Below are 25447 nucleotides of genomic sequence, written 5' to 3'. Positions count from 1 at the left end.
GGATCCAGTTAATCGTGACGTAACTCCCAATCCTGAGTTGCATATTGAATCGCATCATCGTGGGTTCTAGTTAAAATAAACGCGATGGCGGTCAGTTGTTGTCTGGCATTGGGAATGTAATATTGTGGTCGGTGAACTTCATGATCATGATCAACTAAGGCAATTGATTCTAGATCATGAATTACCTGTCGTTTTTGTGTTTGGCGATTGACGAGAACTACTAGCATCACCACCACCTCCAATCTCATGGTGACTAAATGTACGAGCCGTGACACTATTAATAACTTGTTTCTAGTAACTAACCGGATGCGAAAGTGAGGTGAGAAGATAAACGAAACTGTTTTGGTTTAACTTCAGTCTAGCATCGGTTTTAAACCTGATTCAAATAATGTGTCCGGTTGAGCTACAGTTGACGTCAAACGATGATGAGCAGCCAATTGTCACGGTAATCAAGACAGAATATATTTTAAATAGCTATTTTGTATATTAAATCAGGTCTGTTTTAAATTTATTAAGCTCAGCGCTCGTTCTTGTATTCTGGACGTGGATTAGCTAAAGTCAGGAGAGACTTCTCAGTTAAAGGAGATCAATTGAATATGAAAGTAACGCATCGCGAACTTGTGTCCGAACCAGAACGTCAACTATTTGGTTTACCCTATGATCATCAAGAACAAGGGTCTTATAACTACGCTTGGTTGGACTGGGAAACATCTGATAAATTTAAACGGCTGGAGACTGTCAACAAGTCATTAGATCCTGCCAAAATTGGGTTATTCGTCTTTGATGGCGCAACCCCGACTTACTGGATTGGCAAGTGGTTCCGTAAGAATCAACAGGTTCCAGATGGTTTTAAGGCGATTACTGTGCCAGCTAGTTCTGCCGCGGTTGCTTGGGTTAATGGCAATCCAGATACTGGTGATTTGTTCGGCGATCGGGCGATGAATGCTGCTAAGCAGGAACTGATTCTGCGTCATATGATGACGGAATCCGACTGGGAACAGTTGCCTTATGCTTACGAACGCTACGACCCGCAACGGTTTCAACCGGAAGAAAATCCGACGACGCTGGATTATATTTTCTACGTTAAATGAGAATAATTACGGTTGGTCAGTTTCAAAGCGTCCTGTGCACAACCAACAACCGTAACCGGGCCAAGATCGCCCAATTACGATTGTCTGTTGTTGCTCGGTCTCATCCGGCCTGGCTCACGCTCTGCATTGACAGCCGCTAAACAGATCAGTACAATAACACCAGATTAACAGTTAGCGTGTGATTCAATCGAATCTAGTAGTGAAGTGACCTCTGTTTAGCGAGTCGGTGGTGGTGAGAACCGATCAAGTTGGCTTCATGAAGTACAGCGCGGGATTTAACTGTGACGGCGCATCTCCGGTATCGATGAGAGTGATTACAAAAATGTAATAACTTGGGTGGTACCGCGGAAAATTTCGTCCCTTGCGTAACTTGCAGGGGACTTTTTTAATGCACCTGTATCGGGTTGAAGTTGGGATTAAAATAGATGAGGAGTTGGCAAGATGAATATTATTGATGAGTTGAGTTGGCGTGGGGCGATCAATCAAACGAGTGATGAGGACGGTTTGCGAAAATTAACTGCCGAAAAATCAATTGGATTGTACTGTGGAATTGATCCAACTGGGGATTCAATGCATATTGGGCATTTAATTCCGTTTATGATCTTAAAACGATTCCAATTAGCTGGTCATAAACCTGTGATTGTGATTGGTGGGGCGACCGGGTCGATCGGTGATCCATCTGGCAAAAAGGCAGAACGTGTCCTGCAATCAATGGACCAAGTTCGGCATAATCAGGCGGCGTTAAAACATCAATTAGTCAAATTGTTCGGTGAAGATCAATTTAGATTGGTCAATAACTATGACTGGCTATCAAAATTAACCTTACTTGATTTCTTACGTGATTACGGCAAGCTGTTCAATGTGAAGACGATGCTTAATAAGGAGATCGTGGCCTCGCGTTTGGAAGTGGGCATTTCATTTACCGAGTTCACTTACCAAATCTTACAGTCCATTGATTTTCTGACGTTGTACCGCGAACAAGACGTCCAATTACAAATCGGTGGCGGTGACCAATGGGGTAACATTACCGCTGGACTTGATCTGATTCGTCGAGTTGAAGGGGCACAGACACAGGTCTTTGCGCTGACGATTCCGTTGCTATTGAAGGCTGATGGCACCAAGTTTGGTAAATCAGAAGGTGGCAACGTCTGGCTGGATCCTGAAAAGACGACTCCTTACGAATTCTACCAATTTTGGCTTAATCAAGAGGATACGGATGTCGTGAAGTTTTTGAAATACTTCACCTTTTTAGATGAGTCAGAAATTAACGACTTGGCTGAACAAGTCAAAAGTCAACCGTGGAAACGCGTCGCACAACGCCGGTTAGCTGAAGAAGTTACGCGTTTTGTCCATGGCGAGGCGGCTTTGGCACAAACACAAAAGATTACAGCTGCGTTATTTTCTGGCGATGTCAAAGCGCTGACGGCTGATGAAATTGAACAAGGTTTCAAAGCCTTTCCCAGTGTGACAACAATGTCCGCACCACAGAATATCGTTGATTTCTTAGTGGACAGTGGTATTGAAGCATCGCGCCGACAAGCGCGTGAAGATGTGACAAACGGCGCGATTACGATCAACGGGGATAAACAAACAGATCTTGAGGCGATTATTGATCCTAGTCAGATGTTTGATGGTAAGTTTGTGATTGTCCGGCGTGGAAAGAAACGTTACTTCTTGGCCCGAACAGCCTAGGTTTCAACTGGTGATGCGTTAAAAACGTCAATTAATCCTTCTTTAGGGTGGGAGGTTAATTGACGTTTTTGTTTTGCATTGATTTTGGCGAGCTAGTGCGAACAAATTGACAAATAGTTTCCGGTAAATGTACAGTTGTCCCTGTCGCGTGGTGATTTTTGTGACTAGTACGAACGCTTTTTATTAAATTGTCAGAAAACGAGGATACATAGAGTCATGAATCAATTTATTCAAACGCTAATTGATCGACGCGTGGCGTTAGTAACGGCTTTGTGGCAACATATTGAAATATCATTAATCTCTTTGCTAATTGCAATGGCAATTGCCATTCCGTTAGCCATTTGGGCCACGAGACACCAACACGTGGCGACGGTTCTGCTCCAAGTTGCCGGTGTGTTACAGACGATTCCATCGTTAGCGTTGCTTGGCCTATTAATTCCAATTGTGGGAATCGGTACGGTGCCAGCTGTGATTGCCTTAGTGGTCTATGCGTTGTTGCCGATTTTTCAAAGTACTTATATCGGGATTGATGAAATTGATCCGTCAATCGAAGAGGCAGCGACTGCCTTCGGTATGAGCCGGACACGCAAACTGGTGCGGGTTGAATTGCCAATTGCCGCGCCGGTGATCATTTCAGGCATTCGCCAGGCAATGGTGATGATCATTGGTACCGCAACGTTAGCGGCCTTGATCGGCGCAGGTGGCTTAGGTACTTTTATTTTATTAGGAATTGATCGCAACGATACCACGTTGACCGTGATTGGCGCACTGGGATCGGCCTTACTAGCGATTGTTTTGAGTTGGCTCATCCTGCGATTACAAAAAGTTTCATTAAAACGATTAGTCATCGGTGGCTTAGTGATCTTATTAGGCTTCGGCACGGCCGGGGTGGTGAATTTGGTGCGACAACCACAAAAGCAATTGGTCATCGCCGGAAAGCTTGGTTCAGAACCGGATATTCTTATTCATATGTATCAAGATTTAATTGAGCAGGATAATCCACGCGTGAAAGTGACGTTAAAGCCCAATTTCGGTAAAACGAGTTTCTTATTTAATGCGCTCAGACATGATCAAGTGGACATTTATCCAGAATTTTCAGGAACTGTCTTAGAGAGCTTGTTACAAAAACCTGTTAGCGATAAAGGATTAACCGCGCAACAGACTTATCAAAAGGCCGCGACCGCGTTGAAACAACAGGATGATCTGACTTATTTGAAACCGATGGCCTATAACAACACGTTTGCGTTAGCGATTCGTCGTCAAGATGCTAAGCAATGGGATGTGCATGACATCAGTGAATTAAAGCAGGTGGAAAATCAATTGAAGCCAGGCATGACGTTGGAATTTATTGATCGACCGGATGGGTTGCCTGGAATCAACAAGCGTTATGGGTTGCATTTAACGGCCCAATCGATGGAACCAACTTTGCGGTATGATGCGATTCATACCGGTAAAATCAATCTGGTGGATGCGTATTCGACTGATAGTCAATTGCGTCAGTATCATTTAACGGTACTTAAGGATAATCGGCACTTCTTTCCCGCTTATCAGGGGGCTCCGTTAATGAAAGCCAGTTTGGCTAAGCAATATCCTGGTGTCGTCAAAAGCCTCAACAAACTGGCGGGGCAGATTACGGAACAACAGATGCAAGAAATGAATTATGAAGTGAATGTGAAACACCAATCATCCGCCTCAGTGGCGAAGCGTTATCTGGTAGCTCATCACTTATTGAAAGCTGGTGATCGTTGATGCAGCAAGCAGCTAAATCTAAATCCGCAGTTGATGAGAATCCGCCAATGGTGGCGTTTAGTCACGTTAGCCAAGTTTTTGATGGTCAAACCGTTATTAATGATCTCAATTTAACCATTCCTCAAGGTGAAATTTTTGTGTTAGTCGGAACTTCGGGTAGTGGCAAGACCACGACCCTAAAGATGATTAACCAACTGCAACCACAGGCGAGCGGACAAATTACGATTCAAGGTCAAAATATAGCAACAATCGGCTTGCAACAACTGCGCTGGAACATCGGGTATGTTTTGCAACAAATTGCCTTATTTCCGACGATGACGGTCGCTGAAAACATTGCCGTGATTCCAGAAATGAAAGGTGTCGCGCGATCAGAGATTGACGCGCTAATTGATCGATTGCTAACGTCGGTGGGATTAGATCCAGCGACATATCGGACGCGGATGCCGCAAGAATTGTCAGGTGGTGAACAGCAGCGGATTGGGATTTGCCGAGCAATCGCGTCTGATCCACCATTAGTTTTGATGGACGAGGCATTTTCAGCCTTGGACCCGATTTCGCGAACGCAATTACAAGACTTGGTTCTTGACTTACACGAAGCTCGTCACGATACAATTATTTTTGTGACCCACGATATGGACGAAGCCCTTAAGATGGGTGACCACATTGCCGTCATGCGTGAAGGGAAGATTTTACAAGTTGCGACACCGACGGAAATCGCCCAGCATCCGGCCAATGACTTTGTGCAACAATTCTTTGCGCAAAGTGTTGCCAAGCAAGATCGCGACGTATACATTAGTAAACTCGTGATGATGGGGTTTGCACAACAACAGCTGGCTGATCCTCAGGCGACTACGGTGACGGTGACGGCGGGGGCAACTTTGGGGGAAGTCTATCATCAACTAGATGAGGCGACCGCCTTGCGAGTGGTAGACGGCAAACGACAGTTAGGCTTTGTCACGGCTGCTGATATCGTGCGGTATTTGGGTCAGCGCCAAGAACCTTAGAGCAATTTATTTTCGTTACTATGGTGAAGTCGTTACACTGGAGAAAACGGAGGTGGATGATGCAAGCTTTTGATCAAATTGTGATTGGTGGTGGTCCGGGGGGCTTAGCGTTAGCTTACGGATTGAAAGCCGCTGGGAAAAATGTAGCGATTGTTGAAGAAAACTTGTGGGGGGGAACTTGCCCCAACCGTGGTTGTGATCCGAAAAAAATCCTCGTTGCAGCAGTCGAGGCTAAACGGCATGCTGAACAGTTGGCCAATGCTGGGTTAGACGGAACGACGGCGATCAATTGGTCTGATTTAATGCGTCACAAGTTTGCTTACACGGATGCCATTCCTGATGGTACGCTACAAGGATTGCAGCATAGTGGAATTACAACATTTTATGGTCACGCAACCTTTACATCCGCTGGTCAACTAGCCGTTGGCGAAGAGACACTGACGGCGACACAATTCATTTTAGCGACCGGCCAGCGACCGGCACGACCAACCATTGACGGGGCGGAGTTGCTTCAAACTAGCACGGACTTTCTGAATTGGCGCCAATTGCCAAAGCAGGTGGCATTTGTTGGTGGCGGCTACATTGCTTTTGAACTGGCAGATATCGCCAATGCCGCAGGGGCAGATGTGCATGTGATTTTACGACACGATCGTGCTTTGCGTGCTTTTGACGCTGAATTAGTGAACGATTTGCGTGATCAATTGGAGCAGGCCGGTGTTCATTTTCACGAAAACGTCGCCTTAACTAAAGTGGCACAAACCGGCGCAGGTGTTGAATTAATTGGTGATCAACAGTTTGACTTAACCGTGGCCGCTGCGGTCGCCGCAACTGGTCGAATTGCTAATGTGGACAGCTTGAATCTAGCGGCGGTCGGTGTCGCCGCAGATAAGCACGGAGTTGTTGTGAACGATCATTTGCAGACGACTAATGAGCACATTTATGCCTTAGGTGACGTTGTGGCAAAAAAAGCAATCCCCAAGTTAACGCCAGTGGCTGGCTTTGAGGCACGCTACTTAACCGAACTTTTAACCGGCGCGTCTGTTGAGGCCATCCAATACCCTGCTATCCCAACGGTGGTATTTGGTATGCCGCGTTTAGCACAAGTTGGCGTTAGTCCGGCAGAGACCACCACAACCACTGACCGACGCGTTAAGACACTCGATATGACACATTGGTACACGTATCAACGAATCCATGATCCTTTGGCCAAGGTTAAGGTTGTTTTGGATCGCCAAGGCCGCTTAGTTGGTGCTAGTGCCTTGAGTACGATTGCAGATGAGTTGATCAATTATCTTACCACGCTGATTAATCAAGGGGCTACAGTAGCCGATGTGAACAACCAAATTATGGCTTATCCAACGCCAGCATCTGATTTAAGTTACCTGTTTTAGGCCGCCTGATGACCGCCATTTAGGATGGTAGCTAATTTGAGCGCCACGAATTGAGGCGCTTAGGTTCTGGGCCAAGGGTAAAAACTAAATTTTATTGCCAATCTAAATCACCAAAATAATGGGACATAAGTCAAGTGACGTTACCTTAAAGTAAACTGTCGGATGATGAACAAACGATCATTATTCGAAGTTTGTTCTTAGTGTGCGTCACTCACTGACTTATGTCCCATTTTGTTGCGGTGGACTCATGAGCTTAGTCGGCACATTGCATCCCGACCGAATCGCCGGGAAGTGTAGCTCGGTCGACAGGAGCAGCCATGTAAAGTTTTATCAACTGGTACAAGTGTAACCGGCGAATAGAGGTGAGCCGTGGATCAATTGGTTTTGATAGGCGCAAGCGAAAAAATACGCTAGAATAGAGTTTATTTAGAGCGTATTTTGCCCCACGATCGGGTATGAGGAACGGATTTAACGAAGGGATGGCTGAATGAACTTTATTGGAACCTTGATTTTAATATTGACGGCAACGACCATTGCGGGGCATTTTTCGGCTCGCCTCGGGGTTCCGGCGGTTATTGGCGAACTGTTAGTTGGGATCATAATTGGCCCAGGAGTGCTAAATTGGGTTCAGTCATCGACGACCTTGACACAATTTGCTGAACTGGGCGTGATCTTATTGATGTTTATGGCTGGTCTGGAAAGTGACATCGGGCAGTTACGCCGTTATTTGCGGCCAGCATTAGCCGTAGCGATGTGTGGCGTCCTCTTGCCAGTGTTATTAATGGGGGCCACCAGTTTGTTGTTTGGCTACGGTTGGAGCGAAGCATTGTTCATCGGCGTTGTCTTCTCGGCAACGTCGGTTAGTATTTCGGTGGTTGTGTTGCGGGAATTTAATGCATTGGATACGCAGGAAGGCGCGACAATTTTAGGGGCGGCAGTCGCTGATGACATTATTGGTGTGCTGTTGTTGAGCTTGATGGTAGCAGTGTTAGGGGGGGCCACTAGTCATGGGCCCTCCACTAACTTGGGGCTACAACTGGTCTTTCAAGCAGCCTTCTTCGTTGCCGTGTACTTACTGGTGCGCTGGGTTGCGCCACTCTTAACCCGGATTAGTGAACGCCTGTTAATCCCAACAGCGCGGACAGTGACGGCTATTGTGATTTGTTTAGCGATGGCATACCTAGCAGAATTAGTTGGTCTGTCTGGTGCCATTGGTGCCTTTTTTGCGGGCATTGCGGTTGCCCAGACCTCCGTTAAAAAAGTCATTGATGAACATGTAGAACCGATCAGTAACGCCTTTTTTGTTCCAGTATTTTTTGTTAGTATCGGATTGAGCGTTGACTTTACCAACTTCATTGCATCCTTACCATTTATTCTATTGATGACAGTGTTAGCCGTATTGACCAAGTGGGTTGGTGGTCAGTTTGGTGCTCAAGTCACCGGCTTTAATCGTGATAGTGGGCGCGTTGTCGGCACGGGCATGGTGGCCCGTGGTGAGATGGCGTTGATTACCGCCCAGATTGGCTTCAATGCCCATTTGCTGGCGAAACCAATGTACGTTGACATGATTTTTGTGATCGTATTGGCTACCTTAGTTGCTCCGTTACTATTACGCTGGTCATTAAGTAAACAACGCGCAGCGACGGCAAAGTCAGCGTGATATCACTGAAAGTGGATTATGAAAAAAAAGTTGTCATCCCAAATGGGAGACAACTTTTTTTATTGTCGAGCTATGCCAGCCTGTTACCTGTACCCAGCTGGCTTCGCTCTGATTTTCTCCTGCACGATTTGCTTAGCTTAATTGGTTAACGAGGTTGATGAAATGACCGTGCTGATGCAGATCGGTTTTTAGATCGGTCATGGAGAAACGGTGGTAAAACCGCCGATAGTCCGTATCGGCCAATGTGAATAAATCTGTAAGCGTTTCGTTGATATTAGCAGAAATATCACTGTCATCCGTGTCGTTGGCAACTAACCCTTTTGAGTCACCGGTGATAAAACGTGCATAGCTGATTGTTGGCGGAATCGTCAGATCGTATAATTCACCAACATTCATTTCAGCCAATGGACGCTGAAGTAAATAACCACCATTCTTGCCAACTGAACCCTCAATATATCCTTGCTTGTGCAGCACAGATAAAATATTGCGAATCATGACCGGATTAAGCTGCAACGATTTAGCCAGTTCGGCGCTCGTGATTTTCCGTGGACTATTCTCATCAAGGTATAGCAAGCTGTGGACGGCCACAGAAAAATCGAGTTTCATAAGCGCCTCTTTCTAAAAATCATGATTCTTTGATCACATGTTCAATCATCATCAACTGCGATTGAATCGCGTTAATGACTGGACTCACAGGCCCATTTGAGATGAGCACTAAATGATGCATCGCGCGCGACGCGATTGTGTAAAGTGCCCCGATGGCTGAGTCATCTGGATAATTTTGCTGGGAAACATCATAGGCAATGACACTATCGAATTCCAAGCCCTTAGCTAAGTAAACCGGTAGGACGACCACGCCGCTGGGCAAGGTGCGATCGGTGTCATTGAGTAAGGTGACATTGACATGACCATGCAGTTCGCGATAGACGGTCCGGGCGGCGGCAAGATCCTTCGTTAAGACAGCGACGGTACCAGATTGAGCCGTCTCACGCTGCGCAAGCTGCCGAGTTACTGCCAAGGTATCCGTTTCATTATACCGCATAAAAATGCGTGGGAGGTCACCTGGTCGGTTAAAGGCTTGAATTTGATCACCATTTGGTAATAAGCCCTTGGCAAATTCCGTGATTGGCTTAGTCGAGCGATAACTGCGATTCAGCGTGATTAAGTTAGGGTGTTTAGCCGAAAAAGCACTGGCAAGGTGATTCAACAAGTCGGTTGGTGTTTGTAGGCGATTAAACAAGGCTTGCTCGCTGTCACCAAGCAAGGTGAATTTTGCTTTCGGAAAGGCATGCTTGAAATAACACATTTGTGCCAATGAATAATCTTGCATTTCGTCAATGAATAGATAGGCAATGCTACGATTTTGGCCGCCGCCGGTAATGAGATCCCGGATGAATAGTAATGGGACAGCATCTACTAATCCGAGCCGGTGATATTCAATGCCGGTGTCAAAATCCTGTTCATGCATTGCCCAATGTTCGGCATTGACAGCTTGGGGATGAATTTGTTGAAGGAAGTGATCATATTGACGATAGATATCTAAGAAGTAGTTGTTAAATAACGCATCATAGATCGGTTCAAATCGACGTCGAACAATCAGGCGAGCCGCATACTTTAATTCTGCATCGACATTTTTAAAGGTGCCTAGCCGGTTGCCAAGTAGATTGTGATAGTGTTCGGTGTCCAAATCATCTAATGCTTCGTTAACCCAATCGGCCTTGGCCTCATGACGAATACGAGCTTTTAATTGTTTGATCAGTGCATTCTTTGTAGCCAAAAATTTAGCGGGTGTCCGCATGGTGTCCGGCTGACTAGCGTAAATAGCGGCGATGGTCTCCTTCGTGAAAAAGAGGCGCCCGTCTAACAAGATATCGTTAAAGCGTAGTTCTGCTGGCGTTAAATTTTGACAATAGGTCGACAGGTCATTGACAGAAGTGGGGCTTTCTAAGTAATCGCGGACGTCGGTAAATAGCGCATTGGTTTTGGCTGCGTCAGCTTCGTAACGCTCAAATAAAGTTTCAACATTTAGACCTTGAAGCCGCTGGGTCAAAAAATCAGCTAGCGTGACTTGGCGCATGTTGCGTTCGCCAAGACTCGGCAAAACTTCTGAGATGTAGTGACTGAACAACCGATTTGGCGAAAAGAGGACCATCTGATCTGCTTGTAAGGCATGCTCTGTGGCTGTACGACTATGATACAACAGATAGGCAATGCGTTGGAGAATTGCAGAAGTCTTGCCTGATCCGGCCACACCTTGGACAACGAGTAAGTCTGAGGTAGTGTCGCGAATGATATCATTTTGTTCTTTTTGAATGGTTGCCACGATGTTTTGCATGACCGCATCGTTTTGCTGGCCAAGCACGGTCTGTAGCATTTCATCACCAACAGTCTCATTGGTATCAAACATGTTGATAATTTGGCCGTCTTTAATGGTGAATTGGCGTTTTTTAGTTAGTTCTGTGGTCTGGCGACCGGCTGGTGTCGTGTAGTCGACCGAGCCTAACGTACCGTTGTAGTAGATACTGGCGATGGGAGCCCGCCAATCATAGATGAGGAAGTTTTGATTAGCATCAGTCAAGGAAAAGGTGCCGATATAGAGTGTATCCGGATGATCCTCATCGACATCTTGAATATCGATGCGGCCAAAGTACGCTGACTTGTGGAGTTGATCAAGTTGATCTAGCTGTTGGCCAATGGTCGCCTCATTAGTTACTGCTAGGTAAACCAATTGACGCTGCTGCTGCAGTTGCGCGTTGGTTTCCATCGCATCATCAATTTCAAACGTGTTGACCGAAGCATTATCCGCATAGTTTTTCTGCACGGCGCTGGTTTCTTCGTGGGCACGGGTGAGTTGTTGTTGCCCGTCTTTTTGTTGACGTGTGATTTCGGTCATCACCTGATCAAGTCGTTGTTGTTCTTGTTGCTGTTCCTTGTTATTCAAGTTGATGCCTCCAGGTACCGTTATGTCAGTCGCAGCATTAATAAACTTTGACCATCTTAGCCGGCAAAAACGGCGCTGTCAATCATGGTGAATTACTGTTTTAAATCGCTAGCTAATGCGCTTTGACAGCTCTTTTAAAAGCCGGTATACTTAATAGATACAAGTTGTGTGAAACAATCAGCATCGTAGTGAAGTAGCGACCGTAAAACAGCAAGGCTGAGATGGTGAGAGTCAGCTAAGGTGACGAAGTGGGCTAGGATGTCGTTTTCATCGAAAATAAATTTTAAGTGGGATCGTCAGCGATCCAATTTAGGTGGCACCGCGGGTAACCGTCCTATGATGACCTTCTTTTCGTGTGAGAAGCGGTCATGATAGGGCGGTTTTATTTTAGCGAGGCCAGTCATTGAGGAGGCCAATTAGATGGCAGAGACAAAAAAGGTAATTTTAACAGGTGATCGTCCAACCGGGAAGTTACATATCGGACACTATGTTGGTTCATTGCGTAATCGGGTGGCCATGCAAAACTCCGGCGAATATAACACGTTTATTATGATCGCCGATATGCAAGCATTAACTGATAATGCACGTGACCCAGAAAAAATTCGGCGCAGCTTGACGGAAGTTACGTTAGACTATTTAGCCGTTGGGATTGATCCCAAGGAATCTACAATTTTGGTGCAGTCTCAGATTCCAGCGTTAAATGAACTGACGATGATTTATTTGAACTTAGTGACATTGGCGAGATTGGAACGAAATCCCACCGTGAAGTCAGAGATTGCTCAAAAAGGATTTGGCCAAAGTATTCCGGCTGGCTTTTTAACTTATCCGGTCAGTCAAGCTGCCGATATTACCGCCTTCAAAGCGACCACAGTGCCGGTTGGTGATGATCAAGAACCCATGTTGGAACAGACTCGTGAAATCGTCCGGGCGTTTAATAGCGCCTATAATGCGGATGTGTTGGTTGAACCAACTGGCGTCTTTCCACCTAAGGGCGAGGGGCGAATTCCCGGATTAGATGGCAATGCTAAAATGAGTAAATCGCTGAATAATGCGATTTACCTAGCGGACGATGCAGACACGGTGACACAAAAAGTGATGTCGATGTATACCGACCCACAACACATCAAGGTCAGTGATCCAGGTCATGTTGAAGGCAACACGGTCTTCACCTATTTAGATATCTTTGATCCTGATCAGGCGCACGTTGCAGAACTAAAAGCGCAGTATCAGGCCGGGGGTCTGGGAGACGTTAAAATAAAGCGTTACCTAAATGAAGTTTTAGAAGCAACCCTAGCCCCAATTCGTCAACGCCGGGCCGAGTACGCTGCCAATCTTGATTATGTGTACGATGTCCTAGCACAAGGATCAGCCCGGGCTAACGAAGTGGCTAATCAAACGCTGACTGAAGTGCGTGACGCAATGGGGATTAATTATTTTACGCAACGTAAGTAAGAATCGCGATGCGTTGAAGATGAGGCGAAGGTGCATGGAAAATTTAGCGATTGTCGATTTGGGTTCGAATTCTGTTCGCATGGGGATCACCCAAATCGAAAATGACGGGACATTTAAAGAAGTTAAGCGGGTTAAAGAGGACACCCGTATTTCAGAAGGCATGGGTGTCGAAAAAAAGTTGACGAAAGTGGCGATGGATCGAACCATTAAAGCCCTCATTAGTTTCAAAAAGTTATATGCTGAGCTGCCGAATCTGACGGTGCGGGCCATTACAACGGCGGCAGTGCGGCAAGCGGTTAACCAAGCCGAATTTCTTAGTCGGGTTCAAAAAGAGGTTGGTCTAAAATTGCAGGTATTATCTGGTGATGACGAAGCCTATTACGACTTTTTAGGTGCCGTCAATGCATTGCCACTGGATGATTGCATTATTTTAGATACCGGTGGTGCCAGTTGTGAACTAATTCATGTCGCTAAGCGCAAAGCCAAGAATTTGATCAGTGTGCCGTTTGGTGCTGTTAATTTATCTGAACAATTTCATTTTGAAAACATTATTACCGCTGGTAACCTCTTCTCTGGACAAGTCTTTGTGCGTAAACGTTTGCAAGATATTTGGTGGCTCAATGATGCCATGCATTTACCAATTGTCTTGCTTGGTGGCGCCAATCGTACGTTAGCCCGCATTAACCGTAAAGCGCAAAAGATGGTGCGTGTCGAAGACATTCATGGCTACCGCTTAAAAACTGAGACCGTCTTTGATACGTTTGACCGGTTAATTTCCAAAGATAATTCACAACGACAAGCGATCGATGGCCTTGAATATGATCGAGCAGATATTATCGTTGGTGGGATGTTACCGCTCGTTGAGTTGTTGCAATTATTGGATTCAGACCGAGTGATTTTCTCGGAAAGTGGCGTGCGCGAGGGCATTGTGTCCGAATACGTCAGTCAACATCCTAAATATCAAGTTCATCCTTAATTTTGACTGGTAAAGAATGGAGGCCTTGTGGTGGACCAAGAAGAACGCGCGTTTCGTTTCTTAACCCCCGCCCAGCGACGGCAACGCATTGCGCAGCAGCGAGCGCTGAGTGCTAATCAAGTTGCCATTGTCAAGCACAATGCTACCGATGCTGAAGCGCTTTTAACCGAAAACTATCTGACAACTTACCGACTTCCAGAAGGAGTTGCCGTTAATTTGCTGATGAATCAGCGGACCTATCAGGTACCCATGGTAACTGAAGAACCGTCTGTTGTTGCCGCAGCGAGCTATGGTGGTTTGATGACGACGGACAGCGGTGGTTTGATCGCACAGACTTTAGGTCAAGCACTGACTGGACAAATTTTGTTTGAAGACATTAACTTTGAACAATTACGGACGCTGGTGGACGCTAATGAAGATGAGTTAAAGCGCCGATCATTGGCTGGACATCCGAGTCTAACCGATCATGGTGGTCAGATTAAGACGTTGGTCGTTCGTGATCTAGCAGATGGCTTTGCTAGTGTAGATTTGACGGTGGACACCGGTGCTGCCATGGGAGCCAACACGATGAATGACCTCTTAAATGCTTTGGGTGAGCAATTAGCTCAACATTTGGGGCATCAACCATTGACAGCAATTTTAACTAATGATGGTCAGGCCAGCCTCGTCAAGGTTACCACGCAGGTGTCGTTCGCCCGTTTAGCTAAGGGGGATGCCGCGACTGGGGCTGGGGTGGCTCAAAGAATTGTTAGCTTGAGCGAACTGGCTCAACGTGATGTCAGTCGGGCGGTGACCCACAACAAAGGGATTATGAACGGCATTGATGCCTTTGTTGTCGCAACTGGCAATGACTGGCGCGCGGTGGAGGCCAGTGCACACGCTTACGCGGTGAAAGCAGGCCAGTACCGTGGCTTGGCGACTTGGCAATTGGGCGAAAATAGATTGCTGGGTGAGCTTACGATGCCGATGCATCTCGGATTGGTCGGCGGGGCGACCGCATCGTTACCGTTGGCGAAAATCAATCATCAAATTGCTGGCGTTCAGACGGTTACCGAATTGAATCAATTGGCGGTTGCACTGGGTCTCGTCCAAAATTTAGCTGCATTACGGGCCTTAGTGTCCGAAGGCATCCAACCTGGTCATATGGCATTGCAATATCGGAATCTAGCGTTGGCTGCTGGTGCGACGCCAACACAAGTGGTTAAATTAGTGCCCCAATTAACGGCACTAACGCGACCATCACTTGAAGACGCCAAACGACTATTGGCAGAATTATTAAACGACTCAAAATAGGGAGGCAATATGGCAGAAATTAAATTAATTCCCACAGTACAAGCGTTGTTAGATCAGGTCAATGACCTATTTCCTGGTACCGTGATGGTTCAATTTGGTGATCAACACGCCGGTTATGTACGCGACGACCAGGTCGAACAACGACTGTTAAAAGACCGATTATTAATCTGGGTTGATGATATTACGGCGCCCCAATATTCGGCGGCCCATGAATTAAGCCATCTGTTGATGCTCTTACAAGGTTTCCCACAAATCTACTTCAATCTGACATTTGGTGATGATGAACTAGATACGCAATTAATGGCGATGTCGACGCAACTTTTCAACATTGCCAATCATCTCGTTATTTTTCCGGCACTGGCGGGCCATGGATTGATTGATGAGACGATTAAAAGTCAATACTACGATGGTATTTTTGCGACGATCCAGCCAGAAACTGGACAACAAGATGATGCACAAAATGCCCTACGATTATTAGTGATGTTAGATGCTTTGGTCTTTTTTGGTGATGAAATTGAACGTCATCGGACAGAGTTAACGACGAATTTTCCAATGACCTTTGCAGCCGCAGAAAAATTATATACGGGAATGATTGAGAAGACAGCCGATACTCCCTTTGGGATGCGACGGACCATTGTGAAATTATTTAAGGCATTTGACGAACAACTGCAGGCCTGGCAATTACCCCCGTTGAATAGTACCGCTTTTACCACCATTTCAAGTGTTTTCAGTGAGCGTCAATTGCGCTTGAACCTGCGTCAGTTGTTTGAAATTTTCCACTCTGATTTGAAGAACCCGCAAACCGGCGAACGCGCGTATGTCGGACTCAACCGATCTGATCGGCAAAACTCATTTGTGTTGGCAATTCCGGAGGCAGCCCAAGCAGATACGGCTAGCTATTTTAAACAACTGTATGATATGCCGGTCAAAGACTTCTTTGACGCACAAAAAATTGCTTATATCATTCGGTGAGTCGGCACCTAGGCGATGCGAAGCAACACGAAAGGAGTTTGGCATGGCAGTTGATTATCAAGCATTATTCGATCAAGCCCAACATGTGACGTTCATGACGGGCGCTGGGGTCTCTACAGCCTCAGGAATTCCTGATTATCGTTCAAAGGCTGGACTTTATTCGTCAAAATTTCATGGCCTACCACCAGAAACATTGTTGAGTCACGAGCTATTTGAACGACAAACCGAGCTATTTTATGACTTTGTTAAAGAGAATATGTATTTTCCCGACGCTCAGCCAAATGTGATTCATGAGAAAATTGCGGCCTTATGTCGTACGGGTCGAGCTTCATTGATCACACAAAACATTGACAACCTAGATCGTCGTGCCGGTAATGATACCGTCGTGGAATTCCACGGGAATTTATTTCGTTGCTATTGCACTTTAGATGGCGAGCCAGTAGCTTGGCAAGCGTATTTGCAGTCGATGTATCATCAAGTAGATCACGGGGTCATTCGGCCTGATATCGTCTTATACGGCGAAGGAATCAATGATGCTGTTTTAAAACAAGCTGTCCAGGCGGTGGCGGCAGCTGATCTATTAGTTATCGTTGGCACCTCATTCAAGGTCTATCCGTTCGCCGGACTAATCAGTTACCGCCGACCAGAGACAAAGGTATTAGTGGCCAATAACGAGCCAATTTCAGCTGGGGATGTCACCGCCCAAATCACTGGTGAAGCGCGGGAGTTCTTTACTAAATTGAAAGTTGATTAACGGCAAATGTTGGTGTTTGTCAATGACATTTTCTTTTTAGTGAGGTCATGGACGTTGCGTCGTATTGATTGCGTTTTTCATGAGATTTTTTTACAATTAACTTAGTTAAAAATAGGAAGGCAGGTGGTCGGCTTGGCTCGCGAGGATATTTTTGCTCGACTTGGTAATTTACTAGCACAGATGCGGTGGATGAATCGCTTTCAACTGATTTTTGATTTTCTAATGTTTTATGGTGCTTGGCAGGTCTTTTTTGGCGCGCAGCCGGCCATGATGTTCGGCGTGGCCATGAGTCGCACGAATGCCGGGGTTGTCACGATGCTCTTTGCGCTGATTAGCTGGTCGTTTTCCGGCATTCGCGGTAATTATCGACGGCAAGGGCGGGCCCTGATTAGTCATTTGAAGGGCATGCGGTTATCTGATGAAGAAACAGCGGTTGTGCGTCAATTTAAGTAGCACATTACGCGATTAGTCTAAAACTGAGAATTGTGATTGGCAGCTTGCGACGCAACGTAAGCTGCCATTTTGCGCTTTTAACGGTCGTTGACTTGAGGTGGATAACCGCAAGAATTCGGCTAGTTACGCCTGAGGTTGCTGTTTGGAGGAGACATAATGATTTCGATTGGTTTATCAACATGGACAAGGCATCCACATCTGATCCACGATGAACAGCGAGAAGTACGGTTTGACGAATATGCAGGCGTCTTTCCGTTGGTAGAATTAGATACGTCTTTTTATGGCATTCCTAGCCCGTCTGCGATTAAAAAATGGATTCGTCAGGCGCCGGATGGGTTTAAGTATATTTTGAAAGCCCACTCAACCATGACGCATCACGATGACGGTCACACGCCAGTTTCAGAAGGTGAGCGAATGGCGACGTTCAAGGCCTTTAAAACGGCGATTAAGCCGCTAGTGGTTAGTGAACAATTAGCGATGGTGTTATTCCAATTTCCACCGTTCTTCACCCGTACGCTCGAACATATTCGATACTTGCGGGAGGTGCGGATCCAAATGGCTGATTTGCCAGTTGGTGTTGAATTTCGAGACCCGAGTTGGTATGAAGGTGGGTTGAGCGAAGATGTTTTCAATTATTTAAAATCACTCGACCTAACCTACGTGATTGCGGACGAGCCGTTCGATGGGAATGCTGGCGTTCCCTTTACGCCAATTGTGACCACGCCAACTGCTGCTTATTTTCGCCTTCATGGGCAAAATCGGCGGGGGTGGCTGCAACGGGAAGGAAGTTGGGAGCACGAGCGGACCAACTACCATTATTCGACAAAAGAAATTCAAGCACTTGGGCAAGCAATTAGCACTGTTGCCAAGCAGGTTGAACAAACTTATGTCATCTTCAATAATAATGGTCACCGAGATGCCGCTGCTAACGCGGAGATGTTGCGTGATGAATTAGGCCTACATTTTACCGGATTAGGGCCAACCCAAATTGAATTGTTTTAGGCAAATACGCTTAGCGACAGCTGTTTTAGTTCACACCGAGTGATCTTTGTCAGACGGTGCAGAATCGACGCCACCACCTAGCCCACAGAAACTAATTGGTCAAAAATCGTCAGTTTGCTTCTGCCTGTTAAGATTTGGCGTCACCTAGGCTACTTCGTACTGAGTGATAGTATGGTATACTGACTGTTAATTATTCGGGAACCACGTGGTTTCATCGAGTCAAAGGAGCGATTGTTTCATGGCAGAAAAAAAGCCAACTTATTACATTACAACCCCAATTTATTATCCTTCGGGAAAGCTACATATTGGTAACTCGTATACCACGATTGCCGTTGATGCTGAGGCACGTTATCGTCGATTAATGGGTAATGATGTCTTTTTCTTAACGGGAACGGATGAGCATGGTCAAAAAATCGAAGAAAAAGCTGAATCACTAGGCTTAGAACCGAAAACCTATGTTGATCAGATGGCAACGCAAATTAAAGACCTTTGGAAATTGCTAGAGGTTAGTAACGACAAATTTATTCGCACGACGGATAAGGATCATGAAGCAGCGGTACAAGCAATTTTTGAGCAACTCTTAGCCCAAGGAGACATTTACAAAGGGCGTTACGAGGGTTGGTACTCGGTTGATGATGAGGAATTCTTTACTGAATCCCAGTTAGCTGAAGTTTTTCATGACGAGCAAGGCAATGTGACTGGTGGAAAGGCGCCATCTGGTCATGAGGTCGTCTGGACAGATGAAGAATCTTACTTCTTCAAGATGAGCAAGTATGCAGATTGGTTGTTAAACTATTACAAGACTCATCCTGACTTCTTGATCCCCAACGCCCGGATGAATGAAATGATTAAGAACTTTCTTGAGCCAGGGTTAGAGGATTTGTCGGTTTCGCGGACGAGTTACAAATGGGGTGTGCCGGTTAAATCTGATCCGCGTCATGTGATTTACGTCTGGATTGACGCGCTATCTAACTATATTACGGCACTAGGATACGATGGCAAAGACACGACTAACTTCGAAAAGTTTTGGCCTGCTAACGTCCAAGTGGTCGGTAAAGAGATCGTCCGTTTTCATGCGATTTATTGGCCGATTATGTTACACGCGTTGGGTTTACCATTGCCGGAACATATCGTGGGTCATGGTTGGCTGTTGATGAAAAATGGCAAGATGAGTAAATCAAAGGGTAACGTCATCTATCCAGAAACGCTGGTGGAACGCTATGGCCTTGATGCCTTACGTTATTACTTGTTAAAAGCGATGCCATTTGGTAATGACGGCCTATTTACGCCGGAGGATTTTGTCGACAAGGTTAATTATGATCTGGCTAACGATCTTGGTAACTTGTTAAACCGAACAGTTGCAATGGTTAACAAGTATTTCAAGGGTACTGTGCCAACGTTTGAAAGTGGCGTTAATGGACCAGATATGGATCTTGAACAAACGGCCGCTGATACGATCAGTCGTTATCATGAGTTAATGGCTTCGCTGCATTATGCTGATGCGCTCAGTGCTATTTGGCGACTAGTGGCACGGACCAATAAATATATTGATGAAACCGAACCCTGGGTACTAGCCAAGGGTGAAAAGGCCGGCGATGATCGGCGCTTGGCGGCAGCAATGAGCCATTTAGTGGCTAGCTTACGAGTGATTGCGCTACTGTTACAGCCAATTATGACGCATGCACCGAAAGCCATTTTGGGCCAGCTTGGGTTATCGACCGAACCAGAAGATATGCAGATTCAACAATTATCGATGGCCGACTTACCAAAAGAAGCACAGGTCGTGGCTAAGGGAACCCCGATTTTCCCACGGTTAGATGCCAAAGCCGAAATCGACTTTATTCAAGCACAAATGACGCAAACCGATAAGCAGAAGGGGCGGGCCGCAATGGCTGCAGCCGCCGATTCTCAATGGGAGCCAGAAAATGTGACACTTGATTTAACGAAGCCGACCATTAAATTTGAAGATTTTGATCAAGTTGAGATCAAGGTCGCGCAAATTGTTGAGGTTAAGCCTGTTGAAGGCGCCGATAAGTTGTTGCAATTTAGACTAGATGCCGGTGATCAACAAAATCGGCAAATCTTGTCGGGCATTCATGAATGGTATCCGGATTATGAAAAGCTGACGGGCAAAAAAGTCTTAGCGGTGACTAATTTGAAGCCCCGTAAAATGCGCGGCCAGATTAGTCAAGGCATGTTGTTATCAACCGAACACGAGGGCCAAGTAACATTGGTTATTGTTCCAGATGAGCTCAATAACGGGGATGTTCTAGGCTAAACACAAGATTCTGATCGAACAACTTAGAGGGATTTATGGAAATTTTTGATTCACATACCCATTTAAATGACGATGCGTTTTACGAGAATGCCGCTGAATTTAATCAGCACGCGAAAGCGGTTGGCGTTGAGCGAATGATGAATGTCGGTTCAGATGCCGTGTTGAATGAACGTGGTATTGAACTTGCCCACCGCTACGAGACGATGTGGGCGGCAGTGGGATGGCATCCGGAAATGGCCGATCAATACACGAATGCCGCGGAAGCAACGTTAATTGGGCAGTTACAAGATGACCGGGTGCGCGCGTTAGGGGAGATTGGCCTTGATTACCATGTGGATCAGCTTGACCAACACATTGAGGATCAAAAACGAATTTTTGCGCGACAAGTCGCGATTGCTAAAGAACTTCAGTTGCCAGTCATCATTCATAACCGTGATGCATTTGCGGATACCTATGCGATCTTAAAAGCGGCTGACATTCGTGATATTGGCGGGGTCATGCACAGTTTCAATGGCGATCCGGAATGGCTCAAACGCTTTTTAGATTTAGGCATGCATATTTCTTATTCAGGAGTGGCCAGTTTTAAGAACGCGCATGAAGTGCACGAATCAGTCAAAGTGACGCCACTTGAGGTCATGATGGTTGAAACGGATGCGCCATACTTGACTCCAGCACCACATCGCGGTGAACAAAATGAGCCAGCCCGAATTGTCGACACAGTCAACGCAATTGCGCAATTGCGTGATGTTGATCCACTAAGCATTGCCGCGGCAACTTATGACAATGCCAATGACTTTTTTAGGATTGAAGATTGATGACGAAGTTAAAAGAAGTCCTTGTCGTTGAAGGCAAGGATGATACGAAACGAATTTTACAGGCGGTTGAAGTGGATACGTTTGAGACAAATGGATCCGCGTTAAGTCAAACGATGTTAGCTCAGTTAAAACAATTGCAAGCAACGCGGGGCATTATCGTGATGACGGATCCGGATTTTAATGGTGAGCGTTTACGCAAGCTCATTAGTCGAGCGGTTCCAGAAGCCAAGCACGCGTTTATTACTCGTAAACAGGGCGTACCAGAAAACGCTGGCGGCAGCTTAGGAATTGAACATGCCGATCCAGCAGTTATTAAAGCGGCCTTGTCACACGTTGCCACTGGTACCGATCACTTTGAAGCCGTTATTTTTCAAAGCGATCTACTGGCTGCTCATTTAATTGGGGATCAAACTTCCCGACAGCGGCGGGAACGGTTGGGTGAGTTGCTTAACTTAGGGTATGTGAATGGAAAGCAGTTGTTAAAACGACTCCAGCTATTTCAAATTCCTCGTGCAGATTTTCTCGAGGCAGTGGCACAACTTGATCAAGAACTAGAAGGGAATCAGCATGAGCGATAGACAAAAACGACCTGACATTGCGACACCGCTGCGAACGCGTGCAATCATGAATACTTACGGCATCGCGGTCAAAAAGAGCCTTGGACAAAACTTTTTGTCGGATCCCAATATCTTAACCAAGATCGTTGATGCGGCTGAGGTAACAGAAGCAGATGATGTTATTGAGGTAGGACCAGGCATTGGCGCATTAACCGAGCAACTTGCACGGCGGGCCAATCGTGTTTTAGCGTTTGAATTAGACCAGCAGCTGTTGCCGGTATTGGCTGACACACTGGCACCTTATCCGAACGTCACCATTGTGAATGCAGATATTCTAAAGGTTGATTTGGCGGCGGCGATTGCTGAACATTTGCCGGACTCCACATCGGTTAAGGTGGTGGCAAATTTGCCATACTATATCACCACCCCAATTCTGATGGGACTCATGAATGCCTCCGTTGACTTTGCGACGATTGTTGTCATGATGCAAAAAGAAGTCGCTGAACGGTTGAGCGCGGTACCAGGTACCAAGGCCTATGGGGCATTGACCTTGGCGGTGGATTATCGGATGCAAGCGAACTTAGCCTTTACCGTTTCGCGAACGGCCTTTATTCCGCAACCTAATGTTGATTCAGCGATCGTTAAGTTGACACCGCGTGCACCATTAGCCGAATTATCATTTGATGAGGCGGCCTTGTTTCGTTTGATTAAGGGATGTTTTGCTCATCGACGAAAGAGTTTATGGAATAATTTGCAAAGCCTATTTGGTAAAGCGCCAGCGACCAAAGCGGCCATGGCTGAGACACTGGCCGCTTTGGGGTTAGAGCCTAGTATTAGGGCAGAGCGACTGTCATTGGCGGGGTTTATTGCATTAGCCAATGGGTTACATGAACACGACGTTTTTTAAGATGGTGGTCGGTCTCATCCAGGTCTGGCTCACGCTCTTTCTTTAAACGCGCTTGCCAGACCTGAGTCCTGTGCCCAACCAACAACCACAACCGGGCAGAGGGAGCCCAGTTGTGATTGTCCGTTGGTGCTCGGTCTCACCCCGGTCTGGCTCACGCTCTGATACAATTGTAATTTTTGCTTGACCATGCTATACTATTGTGCATGTGAGGTGAATTGCATGCCAGCAACATTACAAAGTATCAAGTCTAAGTTGGACGCCAAATTAGGCCAAAAGCTGATGGTCGTCGCTCAGGCGGGTCGCAAAAAGGTGACTAAGCGTCGCGGCACTCTGCGGGAAACGTATCCGGCTGTTTTTGTGGTTGACCTCGATCAGGAGGAGAACTCATTCGAACGAGTCTCTTACAGTTACACAGATGTGTTAACTAAAAATATTGAAATCGCTTTTGATGAACAGTAATCATCACGGCGAACTCACGCATGAAGCACTTTCCCTAGTGGAAGGTGTTTTTTGTTTGGGGTAAAATAGAAAAAATAACAATTCGGTTAACTGGGGGTGACACCACGGAGATTTTGGAAAAGGCGCCTGCCAAACTTAACTTATTACTCGATACGCCGTTTCATCACGCGGATGGTAGTGAAGAGTGGGATATGGTCCTCACTTCGGTTGACCTAGCAGATTTAGTGACAATTAAAACTTTAGGTCGCAATGGACGAATTAAGGTCATGACAGATACTGGTTTTCTGCCTAATGATCGACGGAATTTAGCCTATCAAGCTGCAGCATTACTGGCCAATGTTTATCACAAAAAAGAAGCGGTGAACATCACGATTGAAAAGCATATTCCTGTAGCTGCGGGAATGGGTGGTGGTTCTGCCGATGCGGCCGCAGTATTACGAGGGCTTAATCGATTGTGGTCGTTGAATTTAACGCCGGCGAAATTGTGTGAACTAGGTTTGAAAATTGACGCGGATGTTCCATACTGTGTTTGGAGCCAGACCGCTCATGTAACGGGGCGTGGTGAACAGGTGGAACCGTTACCGGAACTGCCGCCAATGTGGTTAGTGATTGCTAAGCCACAAACGAGTGTTTCAACACCTTCAATTTTGCGCCAAATTAATTACGGTCGATTAGAACACGCCTCGACGCCGCAATTGCTGGCTGCGATTCATGCTGGCGACTACGATGGCATTTGTCAGGCGACGGCAAATGTTTTAACACCAATTACGGCGCGGCGCTATCCGGTGGTCCAACGGCTTAAAACACAAATGTTGCGCTTTGGTGCTGATGCGGCAGAAATGACTGGCACCGGCCCAACGGTCTATGGAATTTGTCGCAAACGATCCCGGGCGCAGCGGGTGGCTAACGGATTGGCCGGTTTTTGTCGCGAGGTTTATGTGGTGCGACCAATCCGATTGGGCACAGCAGTGCAATTGAGTGAGACCCCTTGTTCAACGGAGGATTAACCAATGAATAACGTCAGACAATTAATCAAACGAACCGCGTTGGTTGGTCTCGGTAGTTATGCAACTTTAGTCGGTGCTGGCTATGGCGTCTTCTACTTAGCCATGAATTGGTCAGCTAAGCAAAAGCGAGCAGGGATTACTGCTTCCTTAAAAGAAAATACTCTTGACGAGAATCAGTGGTATCTAAATCAGCAACGACAAGCGTGGTCGATCGAGACGCCTGATGGACTGACATTACGCGCGACATTTATTGTTGGTTATCAACCATCTCACGGGGTGGTCATTTTAGCGCATGGCTTACATCATGCCCGCGAACAGATGGATTCCTTGGGCCAGATTGATGATTGAGCAAGGTTTCAGTGTGCTGATGCCAGATGCGCGCGCTCATGGACGCAGCGATGGGAACGTGATTGGTTACGGTTGGTTAGACCGGAAAGATTATCAACAATGGATTAATACGGTAATTGAACGATGTGGATCAGCCGTGCCAATTGTGTTATTAGGAATTAGCATGGGCGCAACAACGGTCATGGCGACTAGCGGTCAAGCATTACCTAAAAACGTCAAAGCAATCATTGAGGATAGTGGTTACCGGTCGGTCTTTCAAGAAGGCAAGTTTCGACTTTGGCATAAATATCATGTGCCCAGCACGGCGTTAATGCCGATTGCCAATTCGTTTGCTAAACACCTAGCTGGTTATGCCTTTCGTGAAGGTAATATTTTGGCACAAGTTAGTCAAAATCGCTTACCGATACTAATGATTCATGGTGGTCAGGATCAAACCGTTCCAGTGCAGGATGCTTATGCATTATATGATGCGGCCAATGATCCTAAGCAACTGATGATTGATGAACAAGCGCCGCATATTCGCGCCATTCGCACCCATCCAGACCGTTATCGTCGAACAGTGATCGCCTTTTTAACACGATCGCTGGATCATTAAACCAGAATTGGATATCAAAAATAACGAGGTCGTCAATGACTGTCTACATTT

24 protein-coding genes are annotated in these 25447 nt (G+C 46.2%); 21 read left to right on the top strand and 3 right to left on the bottom strand.

What is annotated here, in order from left to right; translation table 11 throughout:
- Positions 1-8: 8 nt before the first annotated feature.
- Positions 9-227 carry a hypothetical protein gene (locus AC27FN_RS03605; RefSeq protein ID WP_487166646.1) on the bottom strand — a complete coding sequence of 73 codons (219 nt, stop codon included), beginning with the start codon at positions 225-227 and terminating at the stop codon, positions 9-11.
- Positions 228-596: 369 nt separating this feature from the next.
- Here AC27FN_RS03605 and AC27FN_RS03600 point away from each other — a divergent pair, with 369 nt between their 5' ends.
- The 6 genes from AC27FN_RS03600 (at position 597) to AC27FN_RS03575 (ending at position 8587) form a co-directional block, all read left to right on the top strand.
- The gene (locus AC27FN_RS03600; RefSeq protein WP_487166645.1) at positions 597-1091 is read left to right on the top strand and encodes a hypothetical protein; all 495 of its coding nucleotides are present in this window, start codon (positions 597-599) and stop codon (positions 1089-1091) included.
- Positions 1092-1532: 441 nt separating this feature from the next.
- Complete coding sequence (gene tyrS, locus AC27FN_RS03595; protein WP_487166644.1) at positions 1533-2783, top strand: tyrosine--tRNA ligase; 1251 nt, start codon at positions 1533-1535, stop codon at positions 2781-2783.
- Positions 2784-2999: 216 nt separating this feature from the next.
- Positions 3000-4532 (top strand): ABC transporter permease/substrate-binding protein, encoded by a 1533-nt coding sequence (locus tag AC27FN_RS03590; RefSeq protein ID WP_487166643.1) that lies wholly within the window; start codon positions 3000-3002, stop codon positions 4530-4532.
- A complete protein-coding gene (locus AC27FN_RS03585; protein ID WP_487166642.1) occupies positions 4532-5536 on the top strand; it encodes an ABC transporter ATP-binding protein in 1005 nt (334 codons plus the stop codon). The genes AC27FN_RS03590 and AC27FN_RS03585 overlap by 1 nt, the downstream gene beginning before the upstream one ends.
- Before the next feature lie 56 nt (positions 5537-5592).
- The gene (locus AC27FN_RS03580; RefSeq protein ID WP_487166641.1) at positions 5593-6927 is read left to right on the top strand and encodes a dihydrolipoyl dehydrogenase family protein; all 1335 of its coding nucleotides are present in this window, start codon (positions 5593-5595) and stop codon (positions 6925-6927) included.
- Between the two features lie 487 nt (positions 6928-7414).
- Positions 7415-8587 carry a cation:proton antiporter gene (locus AC27FN_RS03575; protein WP_487166640.1) on the top strand — a complete coding sequence of 391 codons (1173 nt, stop codon included), beginning with the start codon at positions 7415-7417 and terminating at the stop codon, positions 8585-8587.
- Between the two features lie 132 nt (positions 8588-8719).
- On the opposite strand, the gene AC27FN_RS03570 is transcribed toward AC27FN_RS03575, so the two are convergent.
- Positions 8720-9193 (bottom strand): RrF2 family transcriptional regulator, encoded by a 474-nt coding sequence (locus AC27FN_RS03570; protein WP_487166639.1) that lies wholly within the window; start codon positions 9191-9193, stop codon positions 8720-8722.
- Between the two features lie 19 nt (positions 9194-9212).
- The gene (helD, locus tag AC27FN_RS03565; RefSeq protein ID WP_487166775.1) at positions 9213-11534 is read right to left on the bottom strand and encodes an RNA polymerase recycling motor HelD; all 2322 of its coding nucleotides are present in this window, start codon (positions 11532-11534) and stop codon (positions 9213-9215) included.
- Positions 11535-11948: 414 nt separating this feature from the next.
- Between helD and trpS the strand changes: the two genes are divergently transcribed.
- The 15 genes from trpS to AC27FN_RS03490 all read left to right on the top strand — a co-directional run bounded on the left by trpS (position 11949) and on the right by AC27FN_RS03490 (position 25396).
- Positions 11949-12980 carry a tryptophan--tRNA ligase gene (gene trpS, locus AC27FN_RS03560; RefSeq protein ID WP_487166638.1) on the top strand — a complete coding sequence of 344 codons (1032 nt, stop codon included), beginning with the start codon at positions 11949-11951 and terminating at the stop codon, positions 12978-12980.
- Between the two features lie 34 nt (positions 12981-13014).
- A complete protein-coding gene (locus tag AC27FN_RS03555) occupies positions 13015-13956 on the top strand; it encodes a Ppx/GppA phosphatase family protein (RefSeq protein WP_487166637.1) in 942 nt (313 codons plus the stop codon).
- 30 nt (positions 13957-13986) lie between these two features.
- On the top strand, positions 13987-15249 hold the full coding sequence (locus AC27FN_RS03550; protein WP_487166636.1) for a hydroxymethylglutaryl-CoA reductase, degradative: 1263 nt from the start codon (positions 13987-13989) through the stop codon (positions 15247-15249).
- Positions 15250-15258: 9 nt separating this feature from the next.
- Positions 15259-16221, top strand: coding sequence for an IpaB/EvcA family protein (locus AC27FN_RS03545; RefSeq protein WP_487166635.1), 963 nt, complete (start codon positions 15259-15261; stop codon positions 16219-16221).
- A 43-nt stretch (positions 16222-16264) separates the two neighbouring features.
- Complete coding sequence (locus AC27FN_RS03540) at positions 16265-16975, top strand: NAD-dependent protein deacylase (RefSeq protein WP_487166634.1); 711 nt, start codon at positions 16265-16267, stop codon at positions 16973-16975.
- Positions 16976-17107: 132 nt separating this feature from the next.
- Positions 17108-17428: a hypothetical protein gene (locus tag AC27FN_RS03535; protein WP_407883339.1), complete on the top strand. Its 321-nt coding sequence runs from the start codon at positions 17108-17110 to the stop codon at positions 17426-17428.
- Positions 17429-17584: 156 nt separating this feature from the next.
- Entirely contained in the window at positions 17585-18430 is an 846-nt protein-coding gene (locus AC27FN_RS03530) for a DUF72 domain-containing protein (protein WP_487166633.1), read from the top strand.
- Between the two features lie 238 nt (positions 18431-18668).
- Positions 18669-20708 carry a methionine--tRNA ligase gene (gene metG, locus AC27FN_RS03525; protein ID WP_487166632.1) on the top strand — a complete coding sequence of 680 codons (2040 nt, stop codon included), beginning with the start codon at positions 18669-18671 and terminating at the stop codon, positions 20706-20708.
- Between the two features lie 35 nt (positions 20709-20743).
- Positions 20744-21523, top strand: a complete 780-nt coding sequence (locus tag AC27FN_RS03520) for a TatD family hydrolase (RefSeq protein WP_487166631.1) — start codon at positions 20744-20746, stop codon at positions 21521-21523.
- Positions 21523-22101 (top strand): ribonuclease M5, encoded by a 579-nt coding sequence (rnmV, locus tag AC27FN_RS03515; protein ID WP_487166630.1) that lies wholly within the window; start codon positions 21523-21525, stop codon positions 22099-22101. The genes AC27FN_RS03520 and rnmV overlap by 1 nt, the downstream gene beginning before the upstream one ends.
- A complete protein-coding gene (rsmA, locus tag AC27FN_RS03510; protein ID WP_487166629.1) occupies positions 22091-22987 on the top strand; it encodes a 16S rRNA (adenine(1518)-N(6)/adenine(1519)-N(6))-dimethyltransferase RsmA in 897 nt (298 codons plus the stop codon). The genes rnmV and rsmA overlap by 11 nt, the downstream gene beginning before the upstream one ends.
- A gap of 219 nt (positions 22988-23206) precedes the next feature.
- A complete protein-coding gene (locus AC27FN_RS03505; RefSeq protein WP_407883351.1) occupies positions 23207-23446 on the top strand; it encodes a Veg family protein in 240 nt (79 codons plus the stop codon).
- Between the two features lie 80 nt (positions 23447-23526).
- On the top strand, positions 23527-24453 hold the full coding sequence (gene ispE / locus AC27FN_RS03500; protein WP_487166774.1) for a 4-(cytidine 5'-diphospho)-2-C-methyl-D-erythritol kinase: 927 nt from the start codon (positions 23527-23529) through the stop codon (positions 24451-24453).
- 3 nt (positions 24454-24456) lie between these two features.
- Positions 24457-24801, top strand: a complete 345-nt coding sequence (locus AC27FN_RS03495; RefSeq protein ID WP_487166628.1) for a hypothetical protein — start codon at positions 24457-24459, stop codon at positions 24799-24801.
- Complete coding sequence (locus AC27FN_RS03490) at positions 24794-25396, top strand: alpha/beta hydrolase (protein WP_487166627.1); 603 nt, start codon at positions 24794-24796, stop codon at positions 25394-25396. The genes AC27FN_RS03495 and AC27FN_RS03490 overlap by 8 nt, the downstream gene beginning before the upstream one ends.
- Positions 25397-25447: the final 51 nt, after the last annotated feature.

The organism is Furfurilactobacillus sp. W61-4 (assembly GCF_057545565.1).
Note: the sequence above shows the minus strand (reverse complement) of the source record. Positions and strands in the feature narration are given on the sequence as shown.